The organism is Candidatus Flexicrinis affinis, from assembly GCA_016716525.1.
Lineage (GTDB): Bacteria > Chloroflexota > Anaerolineae > Aggregatilineales > Phototrophicaceae > Flexicrinis > Flexicrinis affinis.
Map to the genome: position 1 here is coordinate 1436676 of JADJWE010000001.1, position 26069 is coordinate 1462744.

Annotated in this window: 25 protein-coding genes; 15 read left to right on the plus strand and 10 right to left on the minus strand. The window is 58.7% G+C overall.

Features of this window, described 5'->3' with window-relative positions; translation table 11 throughout:
• Window positions 1–11: 11 nt before the first annotated feature.
• Window positions 12–1163: an aminotransferase class I/II-fold pyridoxal phosphate-dependent enzyme gene (locus IPM16_06095; GenBank protein ID MBK9122678.1), complete on the minus strand. Its 1152-nt coding sequence runs from the start codon at window positions 1161–1163 to the stop codon at window positions 12–14.
• Window positions 1164–1441: 278 nt separating this feature from the next.
• Between IPM16_06095 and IPM16_06100 the strand changes: the two genes are divergently transcribed.
• The 6 genes from IPM16_06100 (at window position 1442) to IPM16_06125 (ending at window position 5979) form a co-directional block, all read left to right on the plus strand.
• Window positions 1442–1681, plus strand: coding sequence for a hypothetical protein (locus IPM16_06100; GenBank protein ID MBK9122679.1), 240 nt, complete (start codon window positions 1442–1444; stop codon window positions 1679–1681).
• A gap of 164 nt (window positions 1682–1845) precedes the next feature.
• Entirely contained in the window at window positions 1846–3114 is a 1269-nt protein-coding gene (locus tag IPM16_06105) for a hydroxymethylglutaryl-CoA reductase, degradative (GenBank protein ID MBK9122680.1), read from the plus strand.
• A gap of 2 nt (window positions 3115–3116) precedes the next feature.
• Window positions 3117–4208, plus strand: coding sequence for a hydroxymethylglutaryl-CoA synthase (locus tag IPM16_06110; GenBank protein MBK9122681.1), 1092 nt, complete (start codon window positions 3117–3119; stop codon window positions 4206–4208).
• A 4-nt stretch (window positions 4209–4212) separates the two neighbouring features.
• Complete coding sequence (locus IPM16_06115) at window positions 4213–5367, plus strand: hypothetical protein (GenBank protein ID MBK9122682.1); 1155 nt, start codon at window positions 4213–4215, stop codon at window positions 5365–5367.
• 98 nt (window positions 5368–5465) lie between these two features.
• A complete protein-coding gene (locus IPM16_06120; protein ID MBK9122683.1) occupies window positions 5466–5651 on the plus strand; it encodes a hypothetical protein in 186 nt (61 codons plus the stop codon).
• A gap of 7 nt (window positions 5652–5658) precedes the next feature.
• Window positions 5659–5979: a Zn-ribbon domain-containing OB-fold protein gene (locus tag IPM16_06125; protein ID MBK9122684.1), complete on the plus strand. Its 321-nt coding sequence runs from the start codon at window positions 5659–5661 to the stop codon at window positions 5977–5979.
• 61 nt (window positions 5980–6040) lie between these two features.
• On the opposite strand, the gene ugpC is transcribed toward IPM16_06125, so the two are convergent.
• Window positions 6041–7150 carry a sn-glycerol-3-phosphate ABC transporter ATP-binding protein UgpC gene (gene ugpC / locus IPM16_06130; GenBank protein MBK9122685.1) on the minus strand — a complete coding sequence of 370 codons (1110 nt, stop codon included), beginning with the start codon at window positions 7148–7150 and terminating at the stop codon, window positions 6041–6043.
• A 158-nt stretch (window positions 7151–7308) separates the two neighbouring features.
• On the opposite strand from ugpC, the gene IPM16_06135 reads away from it, so the two are divergent.
• Window positions 7309–8535: a CinA family nicotinamide mononucleotide deamidase-related protein gene (locus tag IPM16_06135; GenBank protein ID MBK9122686.1), complete on the plus strand. Its 1227-nt coding sequence runs from the start codon at window positions 7309–7311 to the stop codon at window positions 8533–8535.
• Window positions 8528–9091: a hypothetical protein gene (locus tag IPM16_06140; GenBank protein MBK9122687.1), complete on the plus strand. Its 564-nt coding sequence runs from the start codon at window positions 8528–8530 to the stop codon at window positions 9089–9091. The genes IPM16_06135 and IPM16_06140 overlap by 8 nt, the downstream gene beginning before the upstream one ends.
• On the opposite strand, the gene lepA is transcribed toward IPM16_06140, so the two are convergent.
• The 5 genes from lepA to IPM16_06165 form a co-directional block, all read right to left on the minus strand.
• A complete protein-coding gene (gene lepA, locus IPM16_06145; GenBank protein MBK9122688.1) occupies window positions 9088–10893 on the minus strand; it encodes an elongation factor 4 in 1806 nt (601 codons plus the stop codon). The genes IPM16_06140 and lepA overlap by 4 nt on opposite strands.
• A 75-nt stretch (window positions 10894–10968) precedes the next feature.
• The gene (locus IPM16_06150; protein ID MBK9122689.1) at window positions 10969–11751 is read right to left on the minus strand and encodes a TlyA family RNA methyltransferase; all 783 of its coding nucleotides are present in this window, start codon (window positions 11749–11751) and stop codon (window positions 10969–10971) included.
• Window positions 11752–11753: 2 nt separating this feature from the next.
• A complete protein-coding gene (locus IPM16_06155; protein ID MBK9122690.1) occupies window positions 11754–13985 on the minus strand; it encodes a trypsin-like peptidase domain-containing protein in 2232 nt (743 codons plus the stop codon).
• Window positions 13986–13990: 5 nt separating this feature from the next.
• Complete coding sequence (locus IPM16_06160; GenBank protein MBK9122691.1) at window positions 13991–14581, minus strand: hypothetical protein; 591 nt, start codon at window positions 14579–14581, stop codon at window positions 13991–13993.
• Between the two features lie 3 nt (window positions 14582–14584).
• Window positions 14585–15493, minus strand: a complete 909-nt coding sequence (locus IPM16_06165; GenBank protein ID MBK9122692.1) for a hypothetical protein — start codon at window positions 15491–15493, stop codon at window positions 14585–14587.
• 179 nt (window positions 15494–15672) lie between these two features.
• Between IPM16_06165 and IPM16_06170 the strand changes: the two genes are divergently transcribed.
• Genes IPM16_06170 through IPM16_06180 form a run of 3 tightly spaced genes read left to right on the plus strand, consistent with a single transcriptional unit; the run spans window position 15673 to window position 18836 of the window.
• Window positions 15673–17190 carry a hypothetical protein gene (locus tag IPM16_06170; GenBank protein ID MBK9122693.1) on the plus strand — a complete coding sequence of 506 codons (1518 nt, stop codon included), beginning with the start codon at window positions 15673–15675 and terminating at the stop codon, window positions 17188–17190.
• Between the two features lie 55 nt (window positions 17191–17245).
• Window positions 17246–18061, plus strand: coding sequence for an ABC transporter permease (locus tag IPM16_06175; protein MBK9122694.1), 816 nt, complete (start codon window positions 17246–17248; stop codon window positions 18059–18061).
• Entirely contained in the window at window positions 18054–18836 is a 783-nt protein-coding gene (locus IPM16_06180) for an ABC transporter permease (GenBank protein ID MBK9122695.1), read from the plus strand. The genes IPM16_06175 and IPM16_06180 overlap by 8 nt, the downstream gene beginning before the upstream one ends.
• Here the strand turns inward: IPM16_06180 and IPM16_06185 are convergent.
• Genes IPM16_06185 through IPM16_06195 form a run of 3 tightly spaced genes read right to left on the minus strand, consistent with a single transcriptional unit; the run spans window position 18811 to window position 21438 of the window.
• Window positions 18811–19605 carry an isopentenyl phosphate kinase family protein gene (locus tag IPM16_06185; protein ID MBK9122696.1) on the minus strand — a complete coding sequence of 265 codons (795 nt, stop codon included), beginning with the start codon at window positions 19603–19605 and terminating at the stop codon, window positions 18811–18813. The genes IPM16_06180 and IPM16_06185 overlap by 26 nt on opposite strands.
• Complete coding sequence (gene mvk / locus IPM16_06190) at window positions 19602–20564, minus strand: mevalonate kinase (protein MBK9122697.1); 963 nt, start codon at window positions 20562–20564, stop codon at window positions 19602–19604. Before mvk ends, IPM16_06185 begins: the two co-directional genes overlap by 4 nt.
• The gene (locus IPM16_06195; GenBank protein ID MBK9122698.1) at window positions 20548–21438 is read right to left on the minus strand and encodes a decaprenyl-phosphate phosphoribosyltransferase; all 891 of its coding nucleotides are present in this window, start codon (window positions 21436–21438) and stop codon (window positions 20548–20550) included. The genes mvk and IPM16_06195 overlap by 17 nt, the downstream gene beginning before the upstream one ends.
• A 106-nt stretch (window positions 21439–21544) precedes the next feature.
• Here IPM16_06195 and mvaD point away from each other — a divergent pair, with 106 nt between their 5' ends.
• The 4 genes from mvaD to IPM16_06215 all read left to right on the plus strand — a co-directional run bounded on the left by mvaD (window position 21545) and on the right by IPM16_06215 (window position 26069).
• Window positions 21545–22519, plus strand: coding sequence for a diphosphomevalonate decarboxylase (gene mvaD / locus IPM16_06200; GenBank protein ID MBK9122699.1), 975 nt, complete (start codon window positions 21545–21547; stop codon window positions 22517–22519).
• A 104-nt stretch (window positions 22520–22623) separates the two neighbouring features.
• Entirely contained in the window at window positions 22624–24108 is a 1485-nt protein-coding gene (rseP, locus tag IPM16_06205; GenBank protein ID MBK9122700.1) for an RIP metalloprotease RseP, read from the plus strand.
• 9 nt (window positions 24109–24117) lie between these two features.
• Window positions 24118–25101 (plus strand): HEAT repeat domain-containing protein, encoded by a 984-nt coding sequence (locus tag IPM16_06210; protein MBK9122701.1) that lies wholly within the window; start codon window positions 24118–24120, stop codon window positions 25099–25101.
• A 17-nt stretch (window positions 25102–25118) separates the two neighbouring features.
• Window positions 25119–26069 carry a hypothetical protein gene (locus IPM16_06215; GenBank protein ID MBK9122702.1) on the plus strand — a complete coding sequence of 317 codons (951 nt, stop codon included), beginning with the start codon at window positions 25119–25121 and terminating at the stop codon, window positions 26067–26069.

The window sequence follows — 26069 nt, forward strand, 5'->3', positions numbered from 1 at the left end:
TGACCTAACGCTCAGGCCTGTACCGTAGGCTGAGTGATGAGGTCGAGCCGTTCACCCACAATCTTGAATGCCGCGAGCGCCCTGTCGAGCTGGTCGTGCGAGTGGCTTGCCATGTAGCTGGTGCGCAGCAGGCTCTGGTTGGGTGGGACACCCGGCGGAATCACGGGGTTGGTGTAGACGCCTTCTTCGATGAGTGCTCTCCACGCCAGAACTGTTCGGAACTGGTCGCGGATGATGATGGGGATAATCGGCGTGTTGCTTTGGCCGATGTCGTAGCCCAGTCCACGTAGACCGGCGCGCATGTATTCTGCGTTGTCCCAGAGTCGCTCAACAAGTTGTGGTTCGTTCTCCATGATGTCGAGTGCCGCCAGCACGCTTGCTGCAGCGGGCGCAGGCAGTGCGGCGGAGAAGATCAGCGACCGTGCATGATGTTGAATGTAGTGGATAACCTCGGCGGAACCTGCGATGAATCCGCCAATTGAGGCAAACGACTTGCTGAACGTGCCCATGATGAGGTCAACGTGCTCGGTAACGCCGAAGTGTTCGGCCGTTCCACGACCACCGCCGGTTACACCGATGCCGTGCGCATCATCAATCATGATTCGTGCACCGTAGTGTTTGCAGATCTCAACGATTTGGGGTATCGGAGCGATATCGCCACCCATACTGTACACGCCGTCTACGATGACAAGCTTTCCGGCTTCGGCGGGCAATTGACTGAGGACTTGGTCGAGCGAACTAATGTCACTGTGGCGGAAGCGCTTCAACTCGCCGCGGCTGAGCATACAGCCATCAACGATGCATGCATGCGCATCTTTGTCGATGATGACATAGTCGCCTTTACCGACGATGGCAGAAATGGTGCCGACATTCGTTTGATAGCCGGTCGAAAAGACCAGCGCCGCTTCTTTGTTCACAAAACGTGCAAGGCGGCGATCGAGTTCGAGGTGCAGTTCCAGCGTACCGTTCAGGAAGCGCGATCCGGTGACACTTGTACCGTAGCGATCCAATGCGTCATGAGCGGCGGCCCGTACCCGTGGATCGGTCGTCAGGCCGAGGTAGTTGTTCGAGCCGATCATGACCACTTCTTTGCCTTCAAAGGTCGCGGTCGTACCTTCGGAGTCACTGAGTGCGCGGAAGTACGGGTAAATGCCAAGCTCCATGGCTTCTCGGGCTTGGGTGAAGGCGGCAGCCTTCGCGAAGATATCGGCCACTATGTTTGACTCCCTAGCAATACTCAGACGGGTGTACGCCCCGCTTAGTCGGGGCGTTGAGACATTCCTCGCTTGCTGAAGAATGGCGAATGACGAAACAAAGGGGAAGTGTAGCGTATGTTCATTTGCCATTCAACTGACGGGTTTTGGTTTTGCGCTTGCGGGGCGGCGCGATGCGTCGGTACAATACGATGCGTGAGTACCGGGTGGAAAGAGGAGACCGCTGGATGTCATCGTTGTTGTTTCGGCGCATATTGGTGTGGGTGATCGGTATGGGCACGGGGTTTGTGCTCGGCCTGTTGATTATCACATTCCTGCTACCTGCGCTGAGTCCGGATCCGAACGCTCGCGCCATTTCGATTCAGCAGTATGGGATCATTTACTTCCTGACTACAGTCGTTCCGCTCGGGTTGATGTTCGTAACGATCCTGGATCGTTATCTGGATACGCGTATTCTGCCCGACTAGTTGCGGTGTAGGTCGTGGGGCTGGCGAGGGTCGGATTATCCGGCCCTCTTCCGTTTCCGGGCCACGTGTGAACGTGGCATGAAACAGATCTCTAAAATTCGCATAGTCATTGTGGTTTGCGGAGGTGAGAGGTTTTTGCAGGTAGGCATACCTACAGTATTTTCATGACTAAAACGTCTCAGGTAAGCAAGTTCTACAAGCTACCCATTGAGGAACGGCGTTCGATCGTAAGTGCGTTCGCCGGGGAATCATTACCGTTCGATAGCGTATTGTCGCTGCCGACTGCCGACCACATGATTGAGAATGTGGTTGGGGTGTACGGCCTTCCGTTCGGCATCGCGACTAACTTCGTCGTGAACGGAGTGGAGCGACTGGTCCCGATGGTGGTTGAAGAGCCATCGGTGGTGGCAGCAGCGAGTTTTGCTGCGAAGTTGTTTCGTGCAGGCGGGGGGTTTTCAGCACAGGCTAACGATCCCATGATGATCGGTCAGATCCAGGTTCTGGACGTGCCCGATCTGAGTGCTGCAAGCGAATCCGTACTGTCGAACAAGGTAATGCTGCTTGACGCTGCGAATCGATCCGCAGGTAGTTTGGTCCGGCGGGGTGGGGGTGCTCGGGACATTGAAGTTCGTCCGTTCGCAGATTCGCCAGTTGGTCCGATGCTGATTGTGCACCTCTTGCTTGACACCGTGGATGCAATGGGTGCCAACGCGATCAACACAGCGTTGGAAGCTATTGCACCGGATGTCGAGCGAATTACTCGTGGACGGGTTGTGCTGCGGATCTTGAGTAACCTTACCGATCGGCGCAGGGTCCAGGTGAGTGGTCGTATCCCGGCTTCGGCGCTTGGCGATAGCGTGGAGAGTGGCCGTGCCGTTGCGCGTGGTGTTGTCGAAGCGTGGGCGTTTGCGCATGTCGACCCGTATCGAGCCGCTACGCACAACAAAGGCTTGATGAACGGCGTCGATGCGGTGGTGATCGCGACTGGTAACGATTGGCGTGCGGTCGAGGCAGGAGCGCACGCCTTTGCTGCACGTAGCGGCTCGTATACTAGCCTGTCGCGCTATCGCCAAGATGAACATGGCGATTTGATCGCTGAGCTCGATATGCCGCTTGCCGTCGGCATCGTAGGTGGCGCGACGAAGGTTCATCCGATGTCCCAGGTCGCCTTGCGAATCTTGGGCGTCGAGACCGCGCGAGAGCTTTCGACGGTAATCGCATCCGTCGGATTGGCTCAAAACTTCGCTGCGCTGCGTGCGCTGGCTACTGACGGAATTCAGAAGGGGCACATGCGGCTCCACGCGCGCCAACTGGCAATCGCTGCCGGTGCGGTCGCGGAGGAGGTGGAGCATGTGGCTGACGTACTGCGTAAAGACGGCGAAATTCGCCTTGAGCGCGCCATCGAAATTGTCTCGTCATTAAGGGAGTCCTGAGTATGGAACACGGAGCGCGCGCAAGCGCCCAGACGGACGGATCGCTTTTGATGCGGCCGATTCAGCAAGTTGGGATTGTCGGCTACGGTGCGTACGTTCCCCGTTACCGGCTGCCCGGCTCGGAAGTCGCCCGGGTGTGGACCAATGGTCTTGGCGGATCACCCGTGACAGAAAAGGCTGTGGCTGGGCTTGATGAGGACGTCACGACGATGTCCATCGAAGCGGCACGCAATGCGGTCGCCCGGGCAGGTGTAGATCCCCGCCTGATCCGTGCAGTGTGGGTTGGAAGCGAGAGCCACCCGTATGCTGTGAAGCCGACCAGTACGATCGTTGCCGAGAGCATCGGGACCTCCGCAAACATACAAGCCGCGGATTGGGAATTCGCATGTAAGGCCGGCACCGAGGCGGTTCAAGCCTCGATTGGTATTGTCGGCAGTGGAATGGGAGCCTATACGCTTAGCATCGGCATGGACACCGCACAGGGCCGACCGGGAGATGCGCTCGAGTACACTGCTGCTTCCGGCGGTGCGGCGTTCCTTATTGGGCCGGCCTCGGAAGCCGTCGCTGTGTATCAGGGCAGCTACAGCTATGTCACTGATACACCGGATTTCTGGCGTCGTTCAGGAGAGACGTTTCCGAGCCATGGCGACCGCTTCACCGGCGATCCAGCATACTTCAGCCACACGCTGTCGTCCGCCGCGAAGCTCATGGAACTTATGGGGACCAAGGCTACCGACTACACGCATGCTGTATTCCATCAACCGAACGTGAAGTTCCCGTCGCGCGCAGCGCAGATGCTCGGATTCACGCAGGAACAGATCAAGCTCGGTCTACTCGCCGGCGAGATTGGCAACGTGTATTCCGGCTCGTGCATGACCGGGCTGACCGCGATTCTGGACGAGGCGAAACCCGGCGATCGTATTCTCATGGTGAGCTACGGTAGCGGGGCGGGTTCAGACGCATTCGACTTGCTCGTTACCGACCGCATCGAGCAGGTCCGAGGGCGTGCGCCATCCACCCGTGATTACATTAGCCGGCGCACGGTGATTGACTACGCTACGTACACCCGCTATCGCGGCAAGCTGAAGGACTAGGGACATGACAGATGTAGCAATTGTCGCAGCTGCACAGACTGAAGTCGGCGAACATTGGTCGGCCGGCCTGCGTGACCTCGGTTCGGACGTCATCGGACAGGTGTTGGACACCGCGGCAGGGCTTCGGCCGGACCTCATGATCGTGGCTAACGCATTCGGGTCTACCATGAGCAGCCAATCTCAATTGGGCCCACTGCTAGCGTCAATCAGCGGCCTAACCGGTGTAGAGACGTTTACTGTAGAGGCAGGGGATGCCAGCGGCGGCGCGGCGCTGCGTGCAGCCTATCTGGCAGTCCAATCGGGAGCGGTGGAGACCGCACTGGTGGTCGGTGTCGAAAAGTCGACTGACAGCATCGCAAGCGCACGTGTCGCTGCGCGAAGCGTCGCTCTTGATGCGGACTTTGAGGCCGCGCACGGGCTAACACTGTCCGCTCAAGCGGGCCTAGTGATGCGTCGCTATATGCACGAGTACGGTGTGGGCCTTGAGGCCTTCGAAGGCTTTTCGATCAATGCGCACGCAAATGGCCGGACAAACCCGCGTGCGATGTTCCGAAACGCGTTGAAACCGGGCGCGTTCTCCAAGGCCGGCATGGTTGCTGATCCCGTTACACTGTTCGACGGCGCCCCAGACGCAGACGGTGCAGCGGCGGTTCTGCTGACACGAGTTCGCAACACCGCCTCGGGTAAAGTTGTCATTGCAGGAAGTGGGGGAGCGAGCGACAGCCTCGCGATCCACAATCGCAAGACACTGCTGTCACTCGAGGCAGTAACGAAGTCAACACGTGCAGCCTTAGCACAGGCCGAAGCGTCACTCGAACAGATCGATCTGTTTGAACTGCACGACTCGTTCACTATCGCGTCGGTACTGGCGATAGAAGCTATCGGCCTCGCCGAGGCTGGGAATGGATGGCGCCTTGCAGCAGACTCGGGTACGCGGCTGCGGCCGACAGGTGATGTTCCGATGAGCACGTTCGGCGGGCTCAAGGCGCGCGGCAATCCCGTGGGCGCGACCGGCGTATATCAGGCTGTAGAGGCTTACACACAACTCATGGGACTTGCAGGTGACAATCAGGTTCCTGATGCAGAGTTTGCGCTGATTCAGTCCGTAGGTGGTTTTGGTGCATCTGTATTCACTCATGTGCTGCGCCGTACAGACTGAGAGTGTGTGATAGTCGACACGGCCGCGGTGAGAGCTTTTGAGAGCGGCGACCGCCTATCGTTGAACATGAAGTTGCGAATGGAAGAAGTGAGGACAGTATGCAGATTTCCCGGCATTGGCGACTGAACGCAAACCGCTACCGTCTGGAAGGCTACGTGCTCGCGGACGGTGAGACCAGTCTTGAACCACGCAAGACGGTCGCTCCGGCTGAAGCTATTGCTGAAGAGCGCGACTCGCATCAGACTGAGGTCAAACTACCGGCAGTCGAACGCACTGCAGCGTAGGCTGATCATGACGACTGCTGCACCTCTGGTCACGCCGGAGCGCGTGCAATTTTCGGGCCGTGGGGTGGTGGAGAGCTTCACTGTTGTGATGGAACCTCCGACCGGCTTCGAAGATCAAGCACCGTACATGATCGCGCTCGTACGCTTAGACGAAGGCCCCATGGTGACCGCCCAGTTGACGGATGTCGACGGAAAAGTCTCCATCGGAGATCGCGTCGAAATGGTCACGCGGAAGCTCTCCACCGAGGGAGAACGAGGCATGATCATCTACGGTTACAAGTTTCGGCCCGTCCTCAAAATATGGAGAGTCGGGAACCACAGCCAATAAGAAAGAGGCGCTCGTAAACGGAGCGCCTCTTTTTGTTCTGACGTGCTGGCTGCGGAACCGATCAGCTCATGTCGGCAAGCGAGATCTTCGTGTCTGCATCGAACAGGTGCATGTTGTCGGTAGCCAGAGCCACACCGAGGCGATTGCCAACCGACGCTTTCGTGCGCGGGTCAACGCGTGCGATGAAGTTCTTGCCCTGCTCCTCGAGGTAGAGATTGACTTCGTTGCCCATTTGCTCGACAACTTCGACGTTGACCTCAATCGTGGCAGGGGTGATGCCTTGCGGCTTGAACTCGACGTCGTGAATGTCCTCAGGACGGATGCCCAAGATAACCTTCTTCCCGGCCGCCTTCTCGAAACGTGCAAGCTTCGCTGCGGGAACCGGGATCTTGAACGCGCCGAGATCAACGATGAGCTGCCCGTCGACCTTGTTGAGTGTACCGTCAAAGAAGTTCATGGCAGGGCTGCCGATGAAGCCGGCAACGAACAGGTTGTGCGGGTGGTGATACAGGTTGAACGGCGAATCGATCTGCTGCAGCTCGCCAGCGTTCAGCACGCAGATGCGCGTACCCATCGTCATAGCTTCGACCTGGTCGTGGGTCACGTAAATGAACGTGGTACCGAGGCGCTGATGCAGCTTCGAGATGAACGAACGCGCCTCGACGCGGAGCTTGGCATCCAAGTTCGAGAGCGGCTCATCCATGAGGAAGACCTTCGGCTCACGCACAATCGCGCGACCGACGGCGACACGCTGCCGCTGACCGCCCGAGAGCTGACGCGGGCGACGATCCAGAAGCTGCGCAATACCGAGCTGGTCGGCCGCTTCCTTCACGCGTTGATCGATCACGTTCTTGGGAGTCTTGCGCAACTTGAGGCCGAACGCCATGTTGTCGTAGACCGTCATGTGCGGGTAGAGCGCGTAACTCTGGAATACCATCGCGACGTCGCGATCCTTCGGGGCAACGTTGTTCACGATGCGATCACCGATCCAGATTTCGCCTTCGCTGATTTCCTCCAAACCGGCGAGCATACGTAAACTGGTCGACTTGCCGCAGCCCGAAGGTCCGACGAATACGAGGAACTCTTTATCCGCAACCTCAATATTCAGATCCTTGACAACGGCATTGTTGCCATAACGCTTGTACACATGCTTGAACGAAATGCTCGCCACAGTATCCTCCAGAGACTAAGTGACCTATGAACATCCGGCTGGTTTGTGCAACATGCACAGACTTGTTGCATTCTGCATAACTACGTTTCCAACCACAGCAGATTATAATTGCGCGAGTACAAGAATTGCAACAAATCCGTCGAAAGTGATCCAATCTCATGACCCAAACCATCAACAGCGAGTTGATTAGTGTCGGCACCGAGATTCTACTCGGTGAGATCACCGATACGAACTCGGTCTATCTAGCACGTTTCCTGCGTGATTACGGCATCAACGTCCTCTACATGACATCAGTCGGTGACAATCGGGCAAGGATTGCTCAAACCGTGAAGATGGCGATGGCTCGTTCCAACATCGTGATTATGTGCGGGGGGCTTGGGCCGACCGTCGATGACATGACACGCGAAGCGGTCGCCGATGCAACGGATCGCGAGCTGGAATTCCATGAATACCTCTACGCCCAAATCGCCGACCGTTTCCGCAGTTTCCACGCAGTGATGAGCGAGAACAATCGGCGGCAGGCCTACGTGCCTGACGGGGCAATCGTGTTGGAGAACGCCGTGGGCACGGCTCCTGGGTTTGCCGTCGAACACAACGGCAGCCTCGTCGTCGCGCTACCCGGCGTACCGCGTGAGATGAAGTTCCTGATGAACGACAAGGTGCTGCCGCTGCTCAAGTCGCGTTATGACTTAAGCGTGATCCTCCCTCGCGTTCTGCATACGGCGGGGATTGGGGAGAGCGCGCTAGACGAGCTTATCGGCAACGAACTGCTGGAGAGCGGCAATCCAACCGTGGGGCTGGCGGCGCATAACGGCCAGGTAGATGTGCGAATTACGGCCAAGGCCGCGACACGCGCAGATGCCGAAGCGATGATCGAAACGGTCGAAACCGACCTTCGTCAAAGAATCGGCCGTTATGTGTACGGGGTCGATAGCGAGACGCTTGCCGGAACACTCCACAAGCGCCTCGAGCAACGAAATATCGGCGTCTCCCTAGTGGAGTGCGGAATTGCCGGGCTTCTAGCCGACTTGGGCACCGACGTGGTTGATCGTAAGGCATATCCCACAGTCGCGGCACTACTGAGCGAGTTGCCAGATGCGCAGGACGTATCCTATCGCAGCATAGCCGAGGCGGCGGGCCGTGTGCTCGCCGATAGTGGTGAAGGCACAAGTAATCGTGCGTGTGTTGTCGTGGTCACGGCTGAGGATATCGATGAGGCTAGCGATCAGCAACCGGGTACGTCCGTCTACGTCTCATATGGCGGCCGCACAAGGTCGCGCAGCTACGGATTCGGTGCTCGGTCCGAACTTATCCGCAGTTGGGTCGAGACATGGTCGATGGCTCAGTTGTGGTGGATGATCGAAGAACAAGCGGCTCATGCGTGACATAAGTGACAAGGTGCACGGTATTGCGGCGCAGAAGAGACTGCTTGCGCTGTACATCTCGCCCAGATTCGACTACCTGCCGATTGAAGCGCAGCGGTATGACGAACCACTCCTCCCGTACGGCAGGCTGATACTCGAAGCGACAGGGGAGTATCTTGGGGCGGTTGTGTTCGACCTGGCAGCGTATGCGCGGTTCGGCGGGACAGGAACAGTCGCTCTGGAACGCTCCATACGCCTCTTCTCCGAGTCCGCGCTCACCGTGATCGACGGCCCGTTTGCGGATCCGGCGTTTGCGGCGCTGCTCGACGATCTTTCGTTCGGACCGGATGCAATCACCGTCGTCGGCGATTCGTGGGACACTTTTGTGCCAAATGCACGATTAATCGCGACAGCCAACAATGGATTCAGGACTGTCAAATGGTTCGATCTACATATCGGGAGCGCGATGTTTCAACTCGCCGGCTCGCCACTGCTAGACGAAGCACGCAGCCTCGACTTCCGCACATCGCTCAGGATTGCCGCCGCTGAGTTTCTCAGCCAACCCAGAACCGGCTAGTCCTCGTCATCGAGGCTGAGCAGCGCCATGAACGCATCCTGCGGCACCTCTACGGAGCCGATCATCTTCATGCGCTTCTTGCCTTTCTTCTGCTTCTCAAGCAGTTTCTTCTTGCGCGTGATGTCGCCGCCGTAGCACTTGGCAAGCACGTCTTTGCGCATGGCACTCACGTTCGCACGTGAGATCACTCGTTTTCCAACCGCCGCCTGAATAGGAACGACGAACATCTGCCGCGGGATGAGCTCCTTCAAGCGCGATACCAAGCGCTGGCCCTTGTGGTAGGAGTCCTCCCGATGGACGATCAACGCCAACGCGTCGACCGGTTCGTTATTGACCAATACGTCCAGCTTGACCAGATCGCCCGTCTCGTACTTGTCGAACTGGTAGTCGAGGCTCGCATATCCCCGTGTGACGCTCTTGAGCCGGTCGTAAAAGTCGATGATGAGTTCGGCAAGCGGAAGACGGTAATGCAGCACCACACGAGACCGATCCAGATACTCGGTTGTATCGTAGATCCCGCGCTTCTTGATCACCAGATCCATGATTGGCCCGATGAACTCCTGCGGGGTATACACCTGAATCTTCATCCACGGTTCGCTGATCTCTGCGATGACCGACTCGTCTGGCATTTGTGCCGGACTATCAATCTCGATCGTTTCGCCGTCACGCTTGACGATGCGATATTTCACACTCGGGGCTGTCGCAAGAATATCGAGATCGTATTCGCGCTCAAGCCGCTCTTGAATGATCTCCATGTGGAACAACCCCAAGAAGCCCACACGAAATCCGAAGTTCAGTGCCTGAGAGCTCTCCGGTTCGAACTGCAGCGACGCATCGTTGAGCTGCAGTTTCTCCAGGGCATCACGAAGCTCACCGTACTCGTCATTGTTAGTCGGGTAGATTCCCGCAAACACCATCGGCTTGACCTGCTGATAGCCGGGCAGCGGGTCATTCGCCCCGCCCACGGCCAGCGTAACTGTATCGCCGACCCGGCACTCTTTGACGGTCTTGAGCCCGGTGGCGATATAGCCGACTTCGCCTGTCTGCAACTGATCGACGGCCAGCATGCCCGGGCTAAAGACGCCAAGTTCCACGGGTTCGAACGCGACGTTGGTCGCCTTCAGGCGCAGTTTTTCCCGTGACGACACCGATCCGTCGATCACGCGTACATACGCGACCACGCCCTTGTATGAGTCGTAGTGGCTGTCAAAGACAAGAGCGCGCAGAGGTGCGCTGGCGTCGCCTGAAGGCGGCGGAACGGCGCGGATGACCTTCTCGAGCACGGTGTCGATGCCGATGTTGTTCTTGGCTGAGATCGGAACGATATCCTCGGCCGGGGTACCAAGCAGTTCTTCGACCTCGTGGGCGATTTCATCGGGACGAGCCGCGGGGAGATCAATCTTGTTGATGACGGGGACCAATTCGAGATCCTGCTCGAGCGCAAGATACACGTTGCTGAGTGTCTGTGCTTCAATGCCCTGACTGGCATCAACGACAAGAATCGCGCCTTCGCACGCTTGCAGCGCACGGCTCACTTCGTACGTGAAGTCGACATGCCCCGGCGTATCGATCAAGTTGATTAGGTATTCGGAACCGTCCTGCGACTGATAGTGCATACGCACGGCGGACGCCTTGATCGTTACGCCGCGTTCGCGCTCAAGATCCATGCTGTCGAGCACTTGTGCCTGCATCTCACGGTCGCTGACCGTGTGTGTGAGCTGCAAAAGCCGGTCGGCGAGCGTTGATTTGCCATGATCGACGTGAGCGATGATGCAGAAATTTCGGATATGGGATTGGTCCATGATTGGGCCGGATCGACGTCCATTACTGTCTGCTGAATGTGGCAAGCAGTATATCAGAACGATGGCCGGGCGTCGCTACCGGTCTGCCGCGAGCGCTTGCTCGATGAGCGCTTTGGAGTCGCTGCTGGACTGTTCGCCAGACAGCCAGACGAGAAACTCGATATTGCCCGCAGGACCGACAAGCGGTGATCGCATCAATGCCCGCGGGTAAAGGCCGATCTCAGCCGCATACGCGAGGATCTCCTGCAGTACACGCCGATGTACCGCCATGTCCCGCACAACGCCACCTCTACCGACATCTCGACGCCCTGCCTCAAATTGCGGCTTGATCAGCGCGATCACGCTGCCGGTGGCTTTGAGCCACCGGATCATTACGGGAAGCAGCAGCTTCAGGCTAATGAACGACGCGTCCACAACAGCAAGATCAACCAATTCATCGAGCTGATCGACGAACCGGGCATTTGTGCGCTCCATAACGACAACGCGTAGGTCACTTCTTAGGCGCGCATCGAGATGACCGTAACCAACATCGATCGCGTAGACGCGTGCAGCACCATGTTGGAGTAAGCAGTCCGTGAAACCGCCTGTGCTTGCGCCCACATCTGCGCAGACAAAGCCCTGAGGCGCAAACTGAAACGCAACCAGTGCCGCATCCAGCTTGTCGCCGCCGCGCGAAACGAATCGCGGCTTGGCTTTGGTTGAGATTGTGCTGTCGATCGGAACGCGCATTCCGGGTTTGTCTCGCACAACACCGTCTACGGACACCTCGCCAGCCATGATCATGCCGCGGGCTTTTTCGCGGCTAGGTGCTAAGCCCCGGCGTGCCACTTCGATGTCGAGTCGTTCGGTCTCCGCCACGGTCAACCTTTGGTCATGTAGATGTCGATTTCCAGCGGGTTCGCGGTCGTCTCGTCTACGACTATACCGTCGGCGGTAATTGGTAGATAACCGTCCGTGGTGATAATGATGCTGTACGGCACGTCGTAGCGGAGCAGGTCGGAGAACTGATAGCGTCCGTCACGATCCGTAGTGGCGATCGTGAAGACCTGATCGGCCAGTGCGAGATAATCTTCGACCGAAAATTGTTCGCTGAGAACCACGATCGTCACATTCTCGACACCGAGACGTGAATCGGCATCGATCACTCGACCACGCAGCAGCACGCCGGCGCCCTGTGCGAAAATGTCGATTGGGAGCTGACCAATGCCGACTTCTGCTTCGACGCGCTGGAGGAGAATGCCGTTCATCTGCAGGTCGAGGCGATAGCGTCCGTCAGGCAAAGCAGTGTTGGCCGTGAGTTCGATCCAGTAGCCGGCGCCGTCTTCAGGCAAGGTCCACGGGGCGATTCTGTCGAACAGAACGCGGTCGTCCACGCTGATTGTCACCTGCCAGAGCGTACCGACTGCGATCGATTCCCAGTCGAAGACTGCGAACAAGCGCTGAATCGTGTTTGTGACCGAGGTTGCCGGTCGCGCACCGATGGCGTCGGCGGGTGTGTCGGCTACCGCAAAGCGCTGACGACTGAACACGCGCGGGCGCAGTTCTTCCTGTATTCCAGCGACGGTGAAGTCTGCCAAGGCACTCAGCGTCCCTTGGATGTACAGCTCGAGTCGATAGCGTCCCGGCAGCAGCCCGCCGGGCACGGTGAATGATGTCGACTGCGAGCCGTTGGCTTGGCCGGTGTTCCATTGGCCTCCCACGCGAGGCTCGAGTTCCTGCCCGCCGAAGTACCAGACCCCAGCCCATTCAAGACCGTCCACCATATTGTCATACGTGAACTGCGCAGTCACGGTCGATCCACGGCCAAGGATGTAGCCATTGCCAAAGGCCTGATTCTCACCGGTAGAGACGAGAAATGCGATGCTGCGAAATGTGGGCCTCGGTTGGGCACCGCCGCCAATACGTATCGTCTTTGGATCACCCGATACCTGCCCATCAACCAAGAGCGTAAATGTATACTCGCCGTTGGGCAGCGCCTGACCGGTAAGCCCGATATACCACAGGCCGGCTTCGCCGCCGCTCCAACGCACCGGCGGAAGGCTAAACACCGTGCTCGTCACGCCGTCGACGGCGACGCGCAGTTCGTACACGGTGGTGGGCCGCATTCCGCGGTAGTCGAAAAACAAGTACAGACTAGTCGCGCCGGCAGGCATGTCAGCCAACACCGTCGTCGGCATCCCGTTGGTAACCGAAGGGGCGAAGAACAAGTTCGAAATCTGCGGGACCGGTGAACTCACAAGAGAAGTCTCGGTAGTGGTGCGGATCGCAATCCCGAGCTGCGCGCTTTGGAGAAGCGGAAGCGCGAAAGCGACAGGACGGATGGTGTTGATCGAACCTCCCAACGGCACACACGCGTCCTGCAGCGTAATCAAACCGTCCTGATTGGTATCCTGAATCTGGATACAGCTTGTCGAGTCGGCGGTACGGACCAGCGGGGCAATGGTTGGAATTCCGACGAGCAAACCGCTGCGGTTGTACGCGCCGCCACCCGACATTGGGCCGCTGATGGTCACATCGCCTTGAACGGCGCGTACCTTGAGCCAGGACTTTTCAGCGCGAGGCTCCGCAGCAAATCCCTGCACGCTGGCCTGCACTACGGTAGTAGGGTCGTCACCTATCCCAGGAAATCCGACCACGTACACGGTCTCATCGAGTATGACATCGCTAGGTCGCGCTACCTCCGTATAAGGAAGGCTCAGCGAAGAACTGTCGATTGGCTGTCCATTCAATTCCGCGACGATCTGAAGTAACGCGATGTCGAGACCGTTGTCGGCCTGAATCACCTGTGCCCGGAAAGTCGGAACCGGCGGTTCGCCGTCACGCACGCTGATGGCGACGATCAAGAGATTGCCGTCGCAACTCTCGTTATGGACCGTGCCGTGCGCATTCGTCAAGATCAGACCGGTCGGTGTGACCAGACTGCCTGAGCTGACACATGTGATTTGTGTTCCTCCGCCAGCCGTACGGGCCTGCATGATCTGAACGGTCGCGCGTTGCACACGGGCAAGGTCGAACGATACTGCTGGGACCTGTGCAGTGACCTCAATGGCGAGAGTAATCACGAAAACGAGTACGGCTGCGAATCGAAACATTGGGGCTAGAATTCCAACGTATCCAGAAATCGTTCGAAGACTGCCAATTCGCGTTCATAGACGCGGGCATCCGCTTGAAACGTCACGAGGATGACCTGATTTCGCCGTTCAATCGCAACGTCGCGTCCTACGACGACGGTTGGAACCGAGACGAGGAAAGGGTCGTTCAAGGCGCTGACGAACGTATACTCGTTAACGATGACCTCGTCTTGCGAACGGAGCAGGGAAGGGAACGTGGTCAGGCTGCGATAGTAGGGCAGGGACTCCCGCCGCTTAAACGTCAAGTCGTCGATGATGTTGCGTGCGCTCATACGGGTTCCAAAGGGCAGCACGGATATTTCGATGACGGTCTTGAACTCGCGTTGGCTGACGTCCGTAGCGCGCATTACGCTGCCGCTGGTGTCGAGCAGCCAGTTTGCTGGATAGTAGGCGACAATACCAACCTCGGCATTGCTGAACCGCGTCGTAGCGAACAGAGAGGAATCGCGCAGGCCAAGCGCAACGATGAGCGCGAGCACCATGTAGATTACGGTGAAGTAGTGGGCGAAGCGAACACGCCGCGATGTCGTATCGATGTCGTCGAAATAGGCCGCCACGAGCTACTCCGGTGTTCCGAGCCGTCGTTCGGCCGACTGACGCTCGGAGAATCGGTAAAGAAAGTGCATGACGAAGATCAACCCGGTCAAGAAGGCCCCGACGAATAGGATGGCGAACAAATAGCGCGGCAGCGATGTGCCGCCGGCCGAAAACGACGCATTAAGGAATCCCCCGAAGAGGGGGATCGACACGCCAACTACGGCCGCTCCAACAGCGAGAATGATCGGCTGGGCCAGCGCCGACACGCTGTCAATTGTAACGGCAGCAATGCCATAGCCGACGACGACCAAACCCATCGTTAGCGTCGTGACCCCGGCGGCCGTATGCAGCGCGACGACATACGCAAGCGGATTGCCCGTAACAGCAAATTCGATGTTTGGTATGAGTGTGTATCCAAGCGCGGCGACGGCAGCATAGGCGACAAAATCGTAGCGTGACCGTACGTTGTTAGGCCACACAATCGCGCGAATGACGAGATAGCAGATTCCTACCTCAACGAGTCCCGTCGTTAACGAGTATCCTGCAATGCGCGTCAGCGCCGACGACAGCGGCAGCCACTCTTGGACGCGAAGTACATCGTTGATCAGAGGCCTTCCGACTGCCTGACTCAACAGCCCGGACATGAGGAAGATCAGAATCAAGCCGGACCGGGGTTGAGGTGCGCGTTGTTCCGGCACGTACGACCAGATCAACCACAACACGACTGGAAGCACTGCCAGAGCGACATTGATGGGCAGGGATAGCGAGTCTGGAGGTGCAAAACCCAGAAACACCTGAACGGCGAACGTGCCTACGACAACCGCAAACATCCCGTACTGCTCGAAGATCAGGCTTCGCCAAACGGGCCGGAACGGACTGCGCTCTTCCTCTTCACGAGGCGGGGTGAGAAGCCCTGAACGAAATGCAGACAATCGGCCTCCGATGGCTCCGCGCGGCATGGTAGAATCTAGCCGCTCCATTTTAGTGTAACGGCCTAGATACTGGAACCATGTCTCTACGCGTACCGTGGAAACGCCCCGTTCTCTTCTGGTTGGCGCTCGTAGTGGCCTGTGGAATTGTCACTGCGTGCGCGTCCAATCCATCGACCGCCGTGTCGCGCAATCGAATCGTCTACGGCTTGACACTCTCGCCAAGCGGGTTCGACCCGCATGTGAACCAATCATCCGAGATCGGCATCGTGCTCCGGCAGGTCTACGACACGCTCGTTTATCGCGATCCGGACACCGGGCAGTTTGTGCCGGGGCTCGCTGAATCGTGGATGGTGTCGCCTGATCAAACCACGTATACATTCACGTTGAAGCAGGGCGTCACGTTTCACGACGGGACACCGTTTAACGCCGCGGCTGTCGGTACGACATTATCCCGTATCACAGCACCGGAAACGCGGTCTCAGGCAGCACTCGGGCTGCTCGGGCCTTACGCCGGGTACGAAATCTCCGACGATTACACGATCTCGATCATCTTGGCTCAGCCATTTAGTCCGCTGCTCGATGGACTGAGTCAGTTCTATCTCGGTATCGCCAGTCCCACGGCCTTGAGCACCTATCCGAGCGAACGGTACCAGTTCAATCAAGTGGGGACGGGGCCCTATACGTTCGTCGAGTACATCCCCGATGAGCGAATCGTCCTGCGCCGAAACCCGAACTATGCGTGGGGTCCGCCGTTCTATCAAGCGCCGAGCGCGAACCCGATTGAGGAAATCGAGTTTCGTTTCTTCGTCGATCCGTCCACACGCCTCACTGCGCTGGAACAGGGGGACGCGCAAGTCGTCGGCGAACTCCCGCCTAGCGACGCGCGTGTCGTTGTCGGAAGCAGCGTGATTGACCTCCAGACCGTACGCATTCCCGGCCAACCTGACCAATTCTTGTTTAACGTCCGGCAGTTTCCTACGGATAATCCGACATTTCGGCAAGCCCTATTGATCGGCCTTAATCGACAGACGATCGTCGACAATATCTATCAGGGCTTTTCGCCGGCAGCGCAGGGTCCGCTAACACCCGGAGTCCAGTTTTATCTCGACGTCTCGGTCGAACAATACGAGTTCGACGTACAGCAGCCGCGTGCGCTGATTTCCACATTGGGCTTTGTGGATGCCGACGCGAACGGCTATTGGGACGACGCCGGCGGCGATCTGACAGTGCGTGTGCTGGTACCGCCATGGGGAGAATACCGGCAGATCGTGCAGGTCATTCAGGATCAGTGGCGTACGATCGGTGTGCGTGTTGAGCCGGTGGCGGTACCGGACTTTCCGTCGCTCGTCAGTGCCGTGGACAATGGCGAATACAACCTAGTGTCGCTCACATCGTACGGGGTCGATCCCGCCTTTTTGCGGACATACTTCACCACCGACGCGGCACGAAATTGGACGGGCTTTGCGAGTCCAGAATTCGACAACCTGATGCGTGAAGCCGTGCAGCAGCTTGACCCGGGTCTGCGCGCCGAACGATACGGCGCTATCCAGCAAGCGATCATGGATCAGGCGCTCATCGTGCCCATCCGGCACAAGGTGAATTTGAACGGCGTGTCGAGCCGCGTGCGAGGTCTGCGCTTCGACGTCTACGGCTGGTATCCGATTATCTACAATGCGAGTTACGACCCTAGCGGCTAGAGTAGCATACGCGCTGGTAACAATCGCTGTCGCGGTGACCATAGCGTTCGTGGGCGTGCGTTTGCTGCCTGGCAGTGCTCTACGCGCGCAGCAAGTCGAGTCCGGGTCGAACGATGCGTTCCCGTCGGCTGACGGCACCGACGCAAGTCTCAGCGATCCGGTCGCGGTTCAGTACGCTGCGTATGTCGGTCAGCTCGTGCGTGGCGACCTCGGGGTATCGTTGTACGGCGGTCGTCCTGTGTCGGAACTGATCGGTGAGCGGCTTCCGAGCACCGTGGTACTCGCCTCGACCAGCCTGCTCTTTACGACTGCGTTCGTCGTGATCGCAGCGGGCACCAGTGCGAACCCTCGACTTCGGCGCATCGTCAGCTCGCTGTGTATCGTGGGCTCGGCAGCGCCGACGTTCATTACTGGCACACTGGCAATCGCGGTACTCGGAATTCCCAGTCCCTCGTCGCTTGAGAACGTCGTGGCAGCGGCGGTGGTGCTCTCGTTCTACGTAGCGTCGACGATAGCGATACCGCTTATCGCCAATATCGCCGATCTCGAGAAGCGCAGTTTTGTCACAACGGCGCGCGGCAAGGGGTTGCGGCCGCGCCGGGTCTTTTGGATTCACGTCATGCCTAATGCGATGCGGCCCCTGCTGGGATTGATTGCCGTGCAGTTCGGTTTCCTGCTCAGCGGCACAGTCGTGACGGAAGCTCTGTTCACGAGGGGCGGAGTTGGCCGGCTTATGCTCGACAGTGTAATGCGACGGGACTATCCCGTCGTGCAGGGACTGGTGTTGTACGCCGCCAGCCTCTATGTTATCGGACAGACGATTGCCCGCATGGTGGCCGGCAGGGATGAGCCGGGGCGTCTCGATGCGTAATCGCGCTGCCGCGTTGACTTTGATCTGTGCTTTGGCTGTTTTGATCGCGCTGCCCATGTTGCACAACGCCGATCCGTATGCAACCTTCGTCTTCGACCCGCGCTTGCCACCGAGTGCCGATCATCTGCTGGGCACGGACGCGCTTGGCCGGGACGTTCTTGTTCGGCTTGTAGCGGGTGCGCTGCCGACGTTGGCCGGGAGCGGCGTTGCTCTGGCTGTCGCACTTGTGGGTGCCGCCCTGCTTGGCGGGATTGCTGCATTTGGGGCGATGCCCTTCGTGCGGCGTGTGGGCGACCTAGTGATCGAAAGCCTGCTTTCGATGCCGTCAATTGTGGCCGCAATGGTGATCTTGACAGCGCTTGACCGTACGGGGATTTCAGTTGCGGTCGCCGCGGGGCTGAGCCATATCCCGTTGGCTGCAGTCGTGTTTCGGGATCAGATTCAATCGACGTCCGGGCAGCTTCACGTTACTGCCGCTCGTTCACTCGGCGCGCGTCGCTGGCGCATTCTCGTCGTACACATCTTGCCCGTGTCGAAACCCGTGCTGCTGGCCTATTCCGTCACGGCTTTTGCGTCTTGTCTGCTGATGATCACCACCCTGTCGTTTCTTGGCTTTGCCGGGGATGTTGCTTCGCCGGAGTGGGGGAGCATGATCGCCGACGGGCGTGCAGATGTCCGAAGTGCGCCGTGGGTCGTCGCCGCGCCGGCCATCGGAATTATCCTTGCAGCGGCCGGGCTTTCGGTCGCAGCTAGGCGCCTGAGTCGGCAACGATAACCGTGCCGCCGTCGTAGTTCCCGACCAGCGCGCGAAATATGGCGTCAGTCTCCAACCCGTTGACAATCTGAATTCGCAGAGACGGATACTGCGTGACAAGCCGAAGCATGTCGGTCACCTTGGTCAGCATTCCGCCCGTTACGTCGGTCCCGGTGCTTCCGCCTAAAAGATGCGCAACGCCGCCCGCGATACCCGGGGTGATTCGCTTGATGACCTGCCCGACGTCGTCAAGCACGCCCGGCACTTCCCCAGCGAGTATGATCGACGTCACGGCAAGCCGGTCGGCCAAGTACGTGAACAACGACTCGGTCGAGACGATTGTCCCGCCGCGCACCTCGTCAAACGCCACATCGCCATGGACGACCGGAATCAGACCGTGGTCGAGGGCGTGTGAAATTACCGCAATGTCCATTTGCACGGGCACGCCGTCGTGCGCAATGATCGACGCGGAGGGCTGCATCCGCATGGCCGACAAGCCCGCATTCCATAATTCCGCCGTGACAAGCTCGTTGAGCTCAGACGCAACGCGGGCGACTTCTGCGAAACCACGCCACTCCTCGTCAGAATGCACGCCGCTGATCGTGCCATACTTACTGGCAGGTACGTGCCCGAACGACCCGCTGCCGTGGCCGATGACAAGCCGTGTCGCGAAACTGTCGTTGGCCCGTTTGACCTCATGTGCGATTCGCCGCATCACATCCTGACGGTACGCTTTTTCGCCACGCTTATCAGTGATCAGCGAACCGCCGAGCTTGAGCAAAGTTGTCATCGTGGCGCGACCTCCGTACCTGTGCGCAGCACGGTCACAAACGCGTGCGCCGCACCTGCGGCACGAAGAGCAGCCTCGACTGCAGGGGCGGTGTCTGAGGCGACGAGCGCGATCATGTTTCCGCCGCGCCCTCCTCCCGAGAGTTTCGCACCGATCGCCCCCGCGTCGATCGCGGCCTGTACAAGGCGATCCAGTTCCGGCGATGACACGGTAAGCTGCTGGAGCAAGGAGTGATTCTGGTTCATGCAATTGCCCACATCCCGACTATCGCCGACCGCTAGCGCATCCCGCGTGCGCGTTGCGAGTTCGCCGATTGCGGAAACGGCGGCTGTTGTTGCTGCCGGCTGAGTCACCATGAGCGCGCGAACGTCCGCGACGGACTCGCGCGTAGGCGCACGAATGCCTGTATCGGCTACGACGAACGTGTACTCTCCCCGCACGTGAAGGCGTTGGATCGGATGACCTCTTACGAAGTAGACGGGCTGTTCGTACACGACGACCGTATTATCGATACCGCTCGGCGTCCCGTGATAGAGACGCTCGACCTCGAAGACGACGTCATTGAGCACCGCCGGATCGATGTCGATGCCAGCCGCTAGGGCGACGGAACGCCCGAGCGCAGTTGACAGCGCCGCTCCACTTCCGAGGCCACTTGCTGCAGGTATATCGGACTCGATGGTGTAGTGGCGAATAGGGATAGGGATTCCGAGAGCTTCCGCCGTCAGGCTGATGGCCGAGTACACCGGGTCGGCATGCATCGCAACGTCGGCAATCTGATATGACCGGTCCCATATCGCAGAGGTAACGCGGAGTTGATCCGCAACATCGACGGTTACCCGCGTCCGCAGTGCCGACACGGGAAACGCAATCGCTGGCTGACCGTACACGACGGCATGCTCACCCAACAAGATCACCTTGCCGGGAGCGCTGGCGTTAGGGGACTTATCGCGGGACGACATAGAGAATGACTGCGAATGCCAGTGCATAAAGCGCAATATCGATTTGGAGCGCACGATCCTTGAGCAAGACCTCGTCAGGAGGAGCACTCTCGCCCCGCACGTAGATGAGATACAGGTACCGGAACAAGCCGTACATTACGAATGGCACAGTGGCGAGCGCCAGATTGGTCTGCGCAAGTAAGGGAGATGGGGTTTCTATCGTATAGAGCGTGTAGGCGATAAACGTACTTGTGGCTGTGATGCGCAGTAGTTCATCGAGCAGCGGCAGAGAGTAGTCGCCATAGGTCTTTCTTACCGCGCTGGCATCGTCTCCCAACAGAATGAGTTCCTGCCGACGCTTGGCGACGGACAGAAACATGGCGAGAAGACCTAGGCAGACGTAAAGCCATGGTGAAAACCGCGTGACTTCGATGACCACGACTCCAGCCACCACACGCAGAACGAACCCGGCCGTCAACGCCATGATGTCGACGAGGACCACATGCTTGAGCCAGAAGATATAGAACAACTGCAGGATGTAGTACGCGCCAAGAACGACACTCAGGCGCCAGTCGAGAAGGTAGGCGACGATCAAGCCTACAACAGGGAACACGATAGCTGCAGCGCGCGCGATAGACGTGGGAAGCTCGCCGGAGGGTAGGGGCCGCAATCGCTTGCGTGGATGCTGACGGTCGCTCTCAATATCGACGAGATCGTTGAGGATGTATACGGCGCCCGCGATCAGGCACAACAGCGCACACGCCGCCGTCACGCGCAGAAACGGAACCGCCAAGAACATCTGACCATCGGCGATCAACGCTGGATACACGAACAGGACGTTCTTGGTCCACTGCTTGGGCCGCATCGTTCGAAGCAGCGCGATCAGGACAGGCAACCGATGATCCTCTCACGGAGTTGAGGTCTTTATCAGAAAGGGATTATATCTGAGGGCGATTCCGGTACAATGCTGACGTTTCGTCTTGTCTAGGGAAGTGGCTGCAGTGAATCGTACCGCGACTGCGCGCGCGCATCCGAATATCGCGTTCATCAAGTACTGGGGCAATGCCGACGAGCGGCTTCGAATCCCGTCGAACGGCTCGCTCAGCATGAACCTCGACGGCCTCTACACTGAGACGCGTGTCACGTGGTTGAACGATGCGGAGCATGATAGCTTGACTCTCAACGGGCAGCCGACTTCCGGTCCTGCGCTGGATCGCGTCAGCCGTCACGTTGATCATTTGCGTGAGCGGCTTGGGCTGACGGGTAGGGTAGACGTACAGTCGCAGAACAATTTCCCGATGGGGGCAGGTATCGCGTCCTCTGCATCGTCATTCGCAGCGTTGACGGTTGCGGCCGTTGCGGCAGCCGGTATCACGCTGCCGGAACGCGAATTGAGTGCCCTTGCACGCTTGGGCTCGGGTTCGGCATCGCGTTCAGTGCCGGGCGGATATGTGGAATGGGTTGCAGGTGAAACCGATCAGTCGTCGTATGCATTCAGCATTGCCGGGCCGGACCACTGGGACTTAGTCGATGTGGTTGCGGTGATATCGGACGCACATAAGGATGTTGGATCGCGCGAGGGGCACGCAGTCGCGGCGACAAGCGAGTTTCAGAGCGAGCGTGTTTCGACAGCGAATGGCCGCATCGATACGTGCCGCGCAGCCCTACTTGAGCGCAACTTCACGCAGCTTGCGCAGGTCGTGGAGCACGACTCCGACATGATGCACGCGGTGATGATGACGAGCAGTCCGCCGTTGTTCTATTGGCTTCCCGGTTCGCTTGAACTGATGGCGGCCGTCCGGCGTTGGCGTTCTGAAGGGCTGCAAGTGTGTTATACGCTAGACGCCGGACCGAATGTTCACTGCATCACGACATCGCGCGACGCCGACGAGGTCGAACGCCGCGTGCAATCACTGGTGAGCGTACACACGACGCTGCGTGCAGGCGTAGGCGGTCCGGCGCTTGTCGTAGGCTAAACAACCGATGAACGTATGTAGATATCACGCGCGAGTCGACCAATTGTTCCGGTATACTTCGTGCACCGACCACAGAAAGGCAGCGTACCGCCACAGGTCAGCCCATGTTTGATTTTCTCCTCGGAAGCGACCTTCTATCGTCACTCGTAGCGTTCGGGCTCGTCCTGATCCCCGCAGTGATCGTGCATGAGTTTGGGCATCTGCTTGCGGCCAAGGCCGTAGGCATTACGATTCTCGAGTTTGGAATCGGATATCCGCCGAAGATCGCGCGCCTGTTCCGCTGGCGTGAGACCGACTTCACGCTCAACCTGATTCCGCTCGGCGGGTTTGTCCGGCCACTTGGCGAGGACATGATCAAGACGTTGAGCGAGGCGGAGACTGATGCCGCGCGCGCAGAACTTGCGGCGATAGAACCAAGTCGACTGCCTACGAAGACCAAAACCGTGAACGAGACCAAGCCATTGAGCCGGATCGTGTTCATGGCGGCGGGGGCGATTGCAAATGTTCTCGCGGCGCTGGTCGTGTTCGTGATTATCGGGTTGATCGGGGTCGATCAACCGATTGGCGAAGCATATGTCGCCGGTAACGTGACCTCGGATAGCCCCCTATACGCGATCGCCGAGGGAGACGAATTCGTCATCGAGACAGTAAACGGGGCGCCGTATCAGTCGCTGGAGGAGCTTCTCGCAGTTCTCGAATCCGAGAATCAGCCTGTCACTTTGGGCGTTTTAGTTCGCCCGATCGAAGACGGACCCGTCGAACACCGCGAAATCGAACTCGCACTGACTGATCAAGAACGCACGGATCTTCGAGACTTCCGGAGCCGGCTCGTGGTAGGATCGATCCAATCCAACTCGCCTGCGTTCGATGCCGGGCTGCAGCTCGAAGACGCGATTATCGGTATCGCCGGGGTCGATCTACAGACCAGCAGCGACCCGTTCAGCATATTGCAGGAAATCAATCGTGAGAGCGCAGGCACGCCCGTTTCCCTGACGGTACTGCGTGACGACGAAGAGGTAACGCTGAACGTGACACCGCGCCTCAATCCTGCGCCCGGACAAGGTTACCTCGGTGCGGGGGTTACGGTAGACGTGTACTCGATCGGTCTAGGTGCAAGCCTGTATACGGCCGGGCCACTAACGCAGGTCGTGCCGCTATCGCTGCCAGACGCCATCGTCTACGGCGTTACCGAAATCCGCAACGTGTTCGATGCAATTTTGGGCCTTCCGGCGCGATTGTTGTCCGGTGATGCAGCGCCTGAAGAAGGCCGTGTGATCAGCATTGTCGGGATTAGCCAAATCGGCGGGTCGTTCCTCCAGGACAGTATCGAGACCGGGTCGCCTACGCGTATTCTCAGCTTCATCGCGCTGGTCAACATCGCGCTTGGCCTGACCAATTTGCTTCCGCTGCCGCCCCTAGACGGTGGCCGAATCCTGTTCATCCTGATCGAAATTCTCCGCGGCAAGCCGCTTTCGCAGCGCCGCGAGGAAGCAATCATGATTATCGGGATGCTTTTCCTACTCGCAATCGGTATCGTGGTCATCGTACAGGATATCCGCGAGCCGATTCTCAACCTACTTCCGAGGTAGAACGACAGAATGGGACTGAAAGACGAAATTCGCCCGGTTGGGCCCAGCTTCACACAGACGCTCGCGCTAGTCATGCAGCTTGAACCGGGACAGATGATCCCGCCGACGATTGTGCAGGGATTGAGCGAACTGCTCCCGACGCAGATCATCGACATGTACCCGGTTTGGGAGTCATTGACGGCCGAGGTAAAACGCGACTTGATGACGGCGTTGATCGAAGCCAGTGAAACGGACTTCGCGACCGACTTCGCACTGCTCGGTATTATGGCCCTCGACGATAGCGACGCTGACGTACGCTGCCTCGCTATCGATCTATGCGTCCATGTGACGAGCCAGCGTCATGCCGAGATACTGCTTGAAATGGCCCAGAATGACGAGGCGGAGACTGTCCGTGCCGGCGCCATCCGTGCACTTGGCGCCTTCGTCCTGGAGGGCGAATTCGGGAAACTCGACGCAGCCTTGAACGACTCCGTCGTGGACTATTTGCTGCGCGTCGCAGCAAGCAACGAAAGCGGGCCCCTCGTGCGAAGCCGTGCGATTGAGTCGCTCGGTTACAGCAGCCACCCACGCGTCGCCAAGCAGATTTCGAGGGCGTACGAGTCCGGTGAACCGATGCTCAAGACCGCATCGATTTTCGCTATGGGAGTGAGCAGTGATGCCCGCTGGCGCGATCATGTGATTCATGAGCTCGAGCGCGGAACCACCGAAGATCGATACGAAGCGGCACGCGCTGCCGGTGAACTTGAGCTTGCAGAGGCTGTCCGTCCGTTGTCCGAGATCGCATTGGCCGAGGAACGGCAGCTTGCCGGCGCGGCGATATGGTCGCTGGGCGAAATCGGCGGCAAGGAGGCTGTCCGGGTGCTTGAGGCACTCGCCGAGCGCGCAGGCGCTGACGAAGACGACGACTTGCTCGACATGATTGAAGACGCGCTAGACAGCGCGAACGCAGCAGCAGGCCTAATTCCCGGATTCGAAACGTCGGACGACGAGTAACAGAGGAGTCGGATTGGATGGTGATCCTAGGGGTTATTGCCGCCCTGCTTGCGGCCCTGTATCAAACCACGCCTACACCCATAGCCACGCCCACCGCAGAAGCCGAAGCGACCGAAGTGCGTGTGCCGTTCGAGGTCTTGACGCAGGAAGACCTGACTGTCATTACGGGCAACGTACAGCGCCCGAACGGCATGCAGTGGTTCAATGGCTTCCTGTACGTCGTTTGTACAGGTGACTGGACGATTTACGAAGTCGACAGCGTGAGCGGCTCGACCCGGACGTTTATCAGCGGTGTTCGAAATGGTCACGCCCTTGTTGTCGAGCAAGGCGAATCGGATCGTCCGCGTGTGTGGGTGCCAGACAGCGATACTAGCCGCTTGCTCGACGTCGACCAGACGCGTGCTCCAAGCCCGTCGGCGGACAATCTCAACACCCCGTGGGGTATCACGGTCTTCGACGAAGAGTCGTTCCTGATTACCAGCTTGGGCGCAAACGCGTTGATGCACGTGACGCGGACAGGAGAAGTAGAGACGGTTGCCGCCGACTTGCGATCCCCGACCGGCGTGGCGGTGGACGACGAACGCGTCTATGTCGCCAACAGCGGCAGTTCGCGCAGGGCGATTGAATGGCTGGATCGCGAGGCCGTCGAAAGCGGGGACGAAATCGTTTTTCAACCTCTTGTGCGTGGGCTGCAGAATGTGGCGAATATCGCCATGGGGCCCGATGGCTACCTGTACTTTGCCTACGCCATTGGGGCACGCGGGGTTGTCGGGCGGGTGATGCCGGGCGAATGCGCCGAGAACGGCGGTTGCGATAACGATCAGGTCGAGCTCATCCTGTATACGGACCTGTCGGCGCCGCTTGCGGGCCTGACCATTTCCGACGACCAACGCATCTTTGTACACACGTTGTTCCGGCCGGAGATCTATTGGGCTAGCCTCGATCAGGAAAGCACTGCCACCGACTGA

Excerpts from the sequence above, each read along its gene's own strand:
- IPM16_06095 (MBK9122678.1), bottom strand. The coding sequence starts at position 1,163 with ATGGAGCTTGGCATTTACCCGTACTTCCGCGCACTCAGTGACTCCGAA.
- IPM16_06100 (MBK9122679.1), top strand. The coding sequence starts at position 1,442 with ATGTCATCGTTGTTGTTTCGGCGCATATTGGTGTGGGTGATCGGTATG.
- IPM16_06105 (MBK9122680.1), top strand. The coding sequence starts at position 1,846 with ATGACTAAAACGTCTCAGGTAAGCAAGTTCTACAAGCTACCCATTGAG.
- IPM16_06110 (MBK9122681.1), top strand. The coding sequence starts at position 3,117 with ATGGAACACGGAGCGCGCGCAAGCGCCCAGACGGACGGATCGCTTTTG.
- IPM16_06115 (MBK9122682.1), top strand. The coding sequence starts at position 4,213 with ATGACAGATGTAGCAATTGTCGCAGCTGCACAGACTGAAGTCGGCGAA.
- IPM16_06120 (MBK9122683.1), top strand. The coding sequence starts at position 5,466 with ATGCAGATTTCCCGGCATTGGCGACTGAACGCAAACCGCTACCGTCTG.
- IPM16_06125 (MBK9122684.1), top strand. The coding sequence starts at position 5,659 with ATGACGACTGCTGCACCTCTGGTCACGCCGGAGCGCGTGCAATTTTCG.
- IPM16_06135 (MBK9122686.1), top strand. The coding sequence starts at position 7,309 with ATGACCCAAACCATCAACAGCGAGTTGATTAGTGTCGGCACCGAGATT.
- IPM16_06140 (MBK9122687.1), top strand. The coding sequence starts at position 8,528 with ATGCGTGACATAAGTGACAAGGTGCACGGTATTGCGGCGCAGAAGAGA.
- lepA (MBK9122688.1), bottom strand. The coding sequence starts at position 10,893 with ATGGACCAATCCCATATCCGAAATTTCTGCATCATCGCTCACGTCGAT.
- IPM16_06155 (MBK9122690.1), bottom strand. The coding sequence starts at position 13,985 with ATGTTTCGATTCGCAGCCGTACTCGTTTTCGTGATTACTCTCGCCATT.
- IPM16_06180 (MBK9122695.1), top strand. The coding sequence starts at position 18,054 with ATGCGTAATCGCGCTGCCGCGTTGACTTTGATCTGTGCTTTGGCTGTT.
- IPM16_06185 (MBK9122696.1), bottom strand. The coding sequence starts at position 19,605 with ATGACAACTTTGCTCAAGCTCGGCGGTTCGCTGATCACTGATAAGCGT.
- mvk (MBK9122697.1), bottom strand. The coding sequence starts at position 20,564 with ATGTCGTCCCGCGATAAGTCCCCTAACGCCAGCGCTCCCGGCAAGGTG.
- rseP (MBK9122700.1), top strand. The coding sequence starts at position 22,624 with ATGTTTGATTTTCTCCTCGGAAGCGACCTTCTATCGTCACTCGTAGCG.
- IPM16_06210 (MBK9122701.1), top strand. The coding sequence starts at position 24,118 with ATGGGACTGAAAGACGAAATTCGCCCGGTTGGGCCCAGCTTCACACAG.
- IPM16_06215 (MBK9122702.1), top strand. The coding sequence starts at position 25,119 with ATGGTGATCCTAGGGGTTATTGCCGCCCTGCTTGCGGCCCTGTATCAA.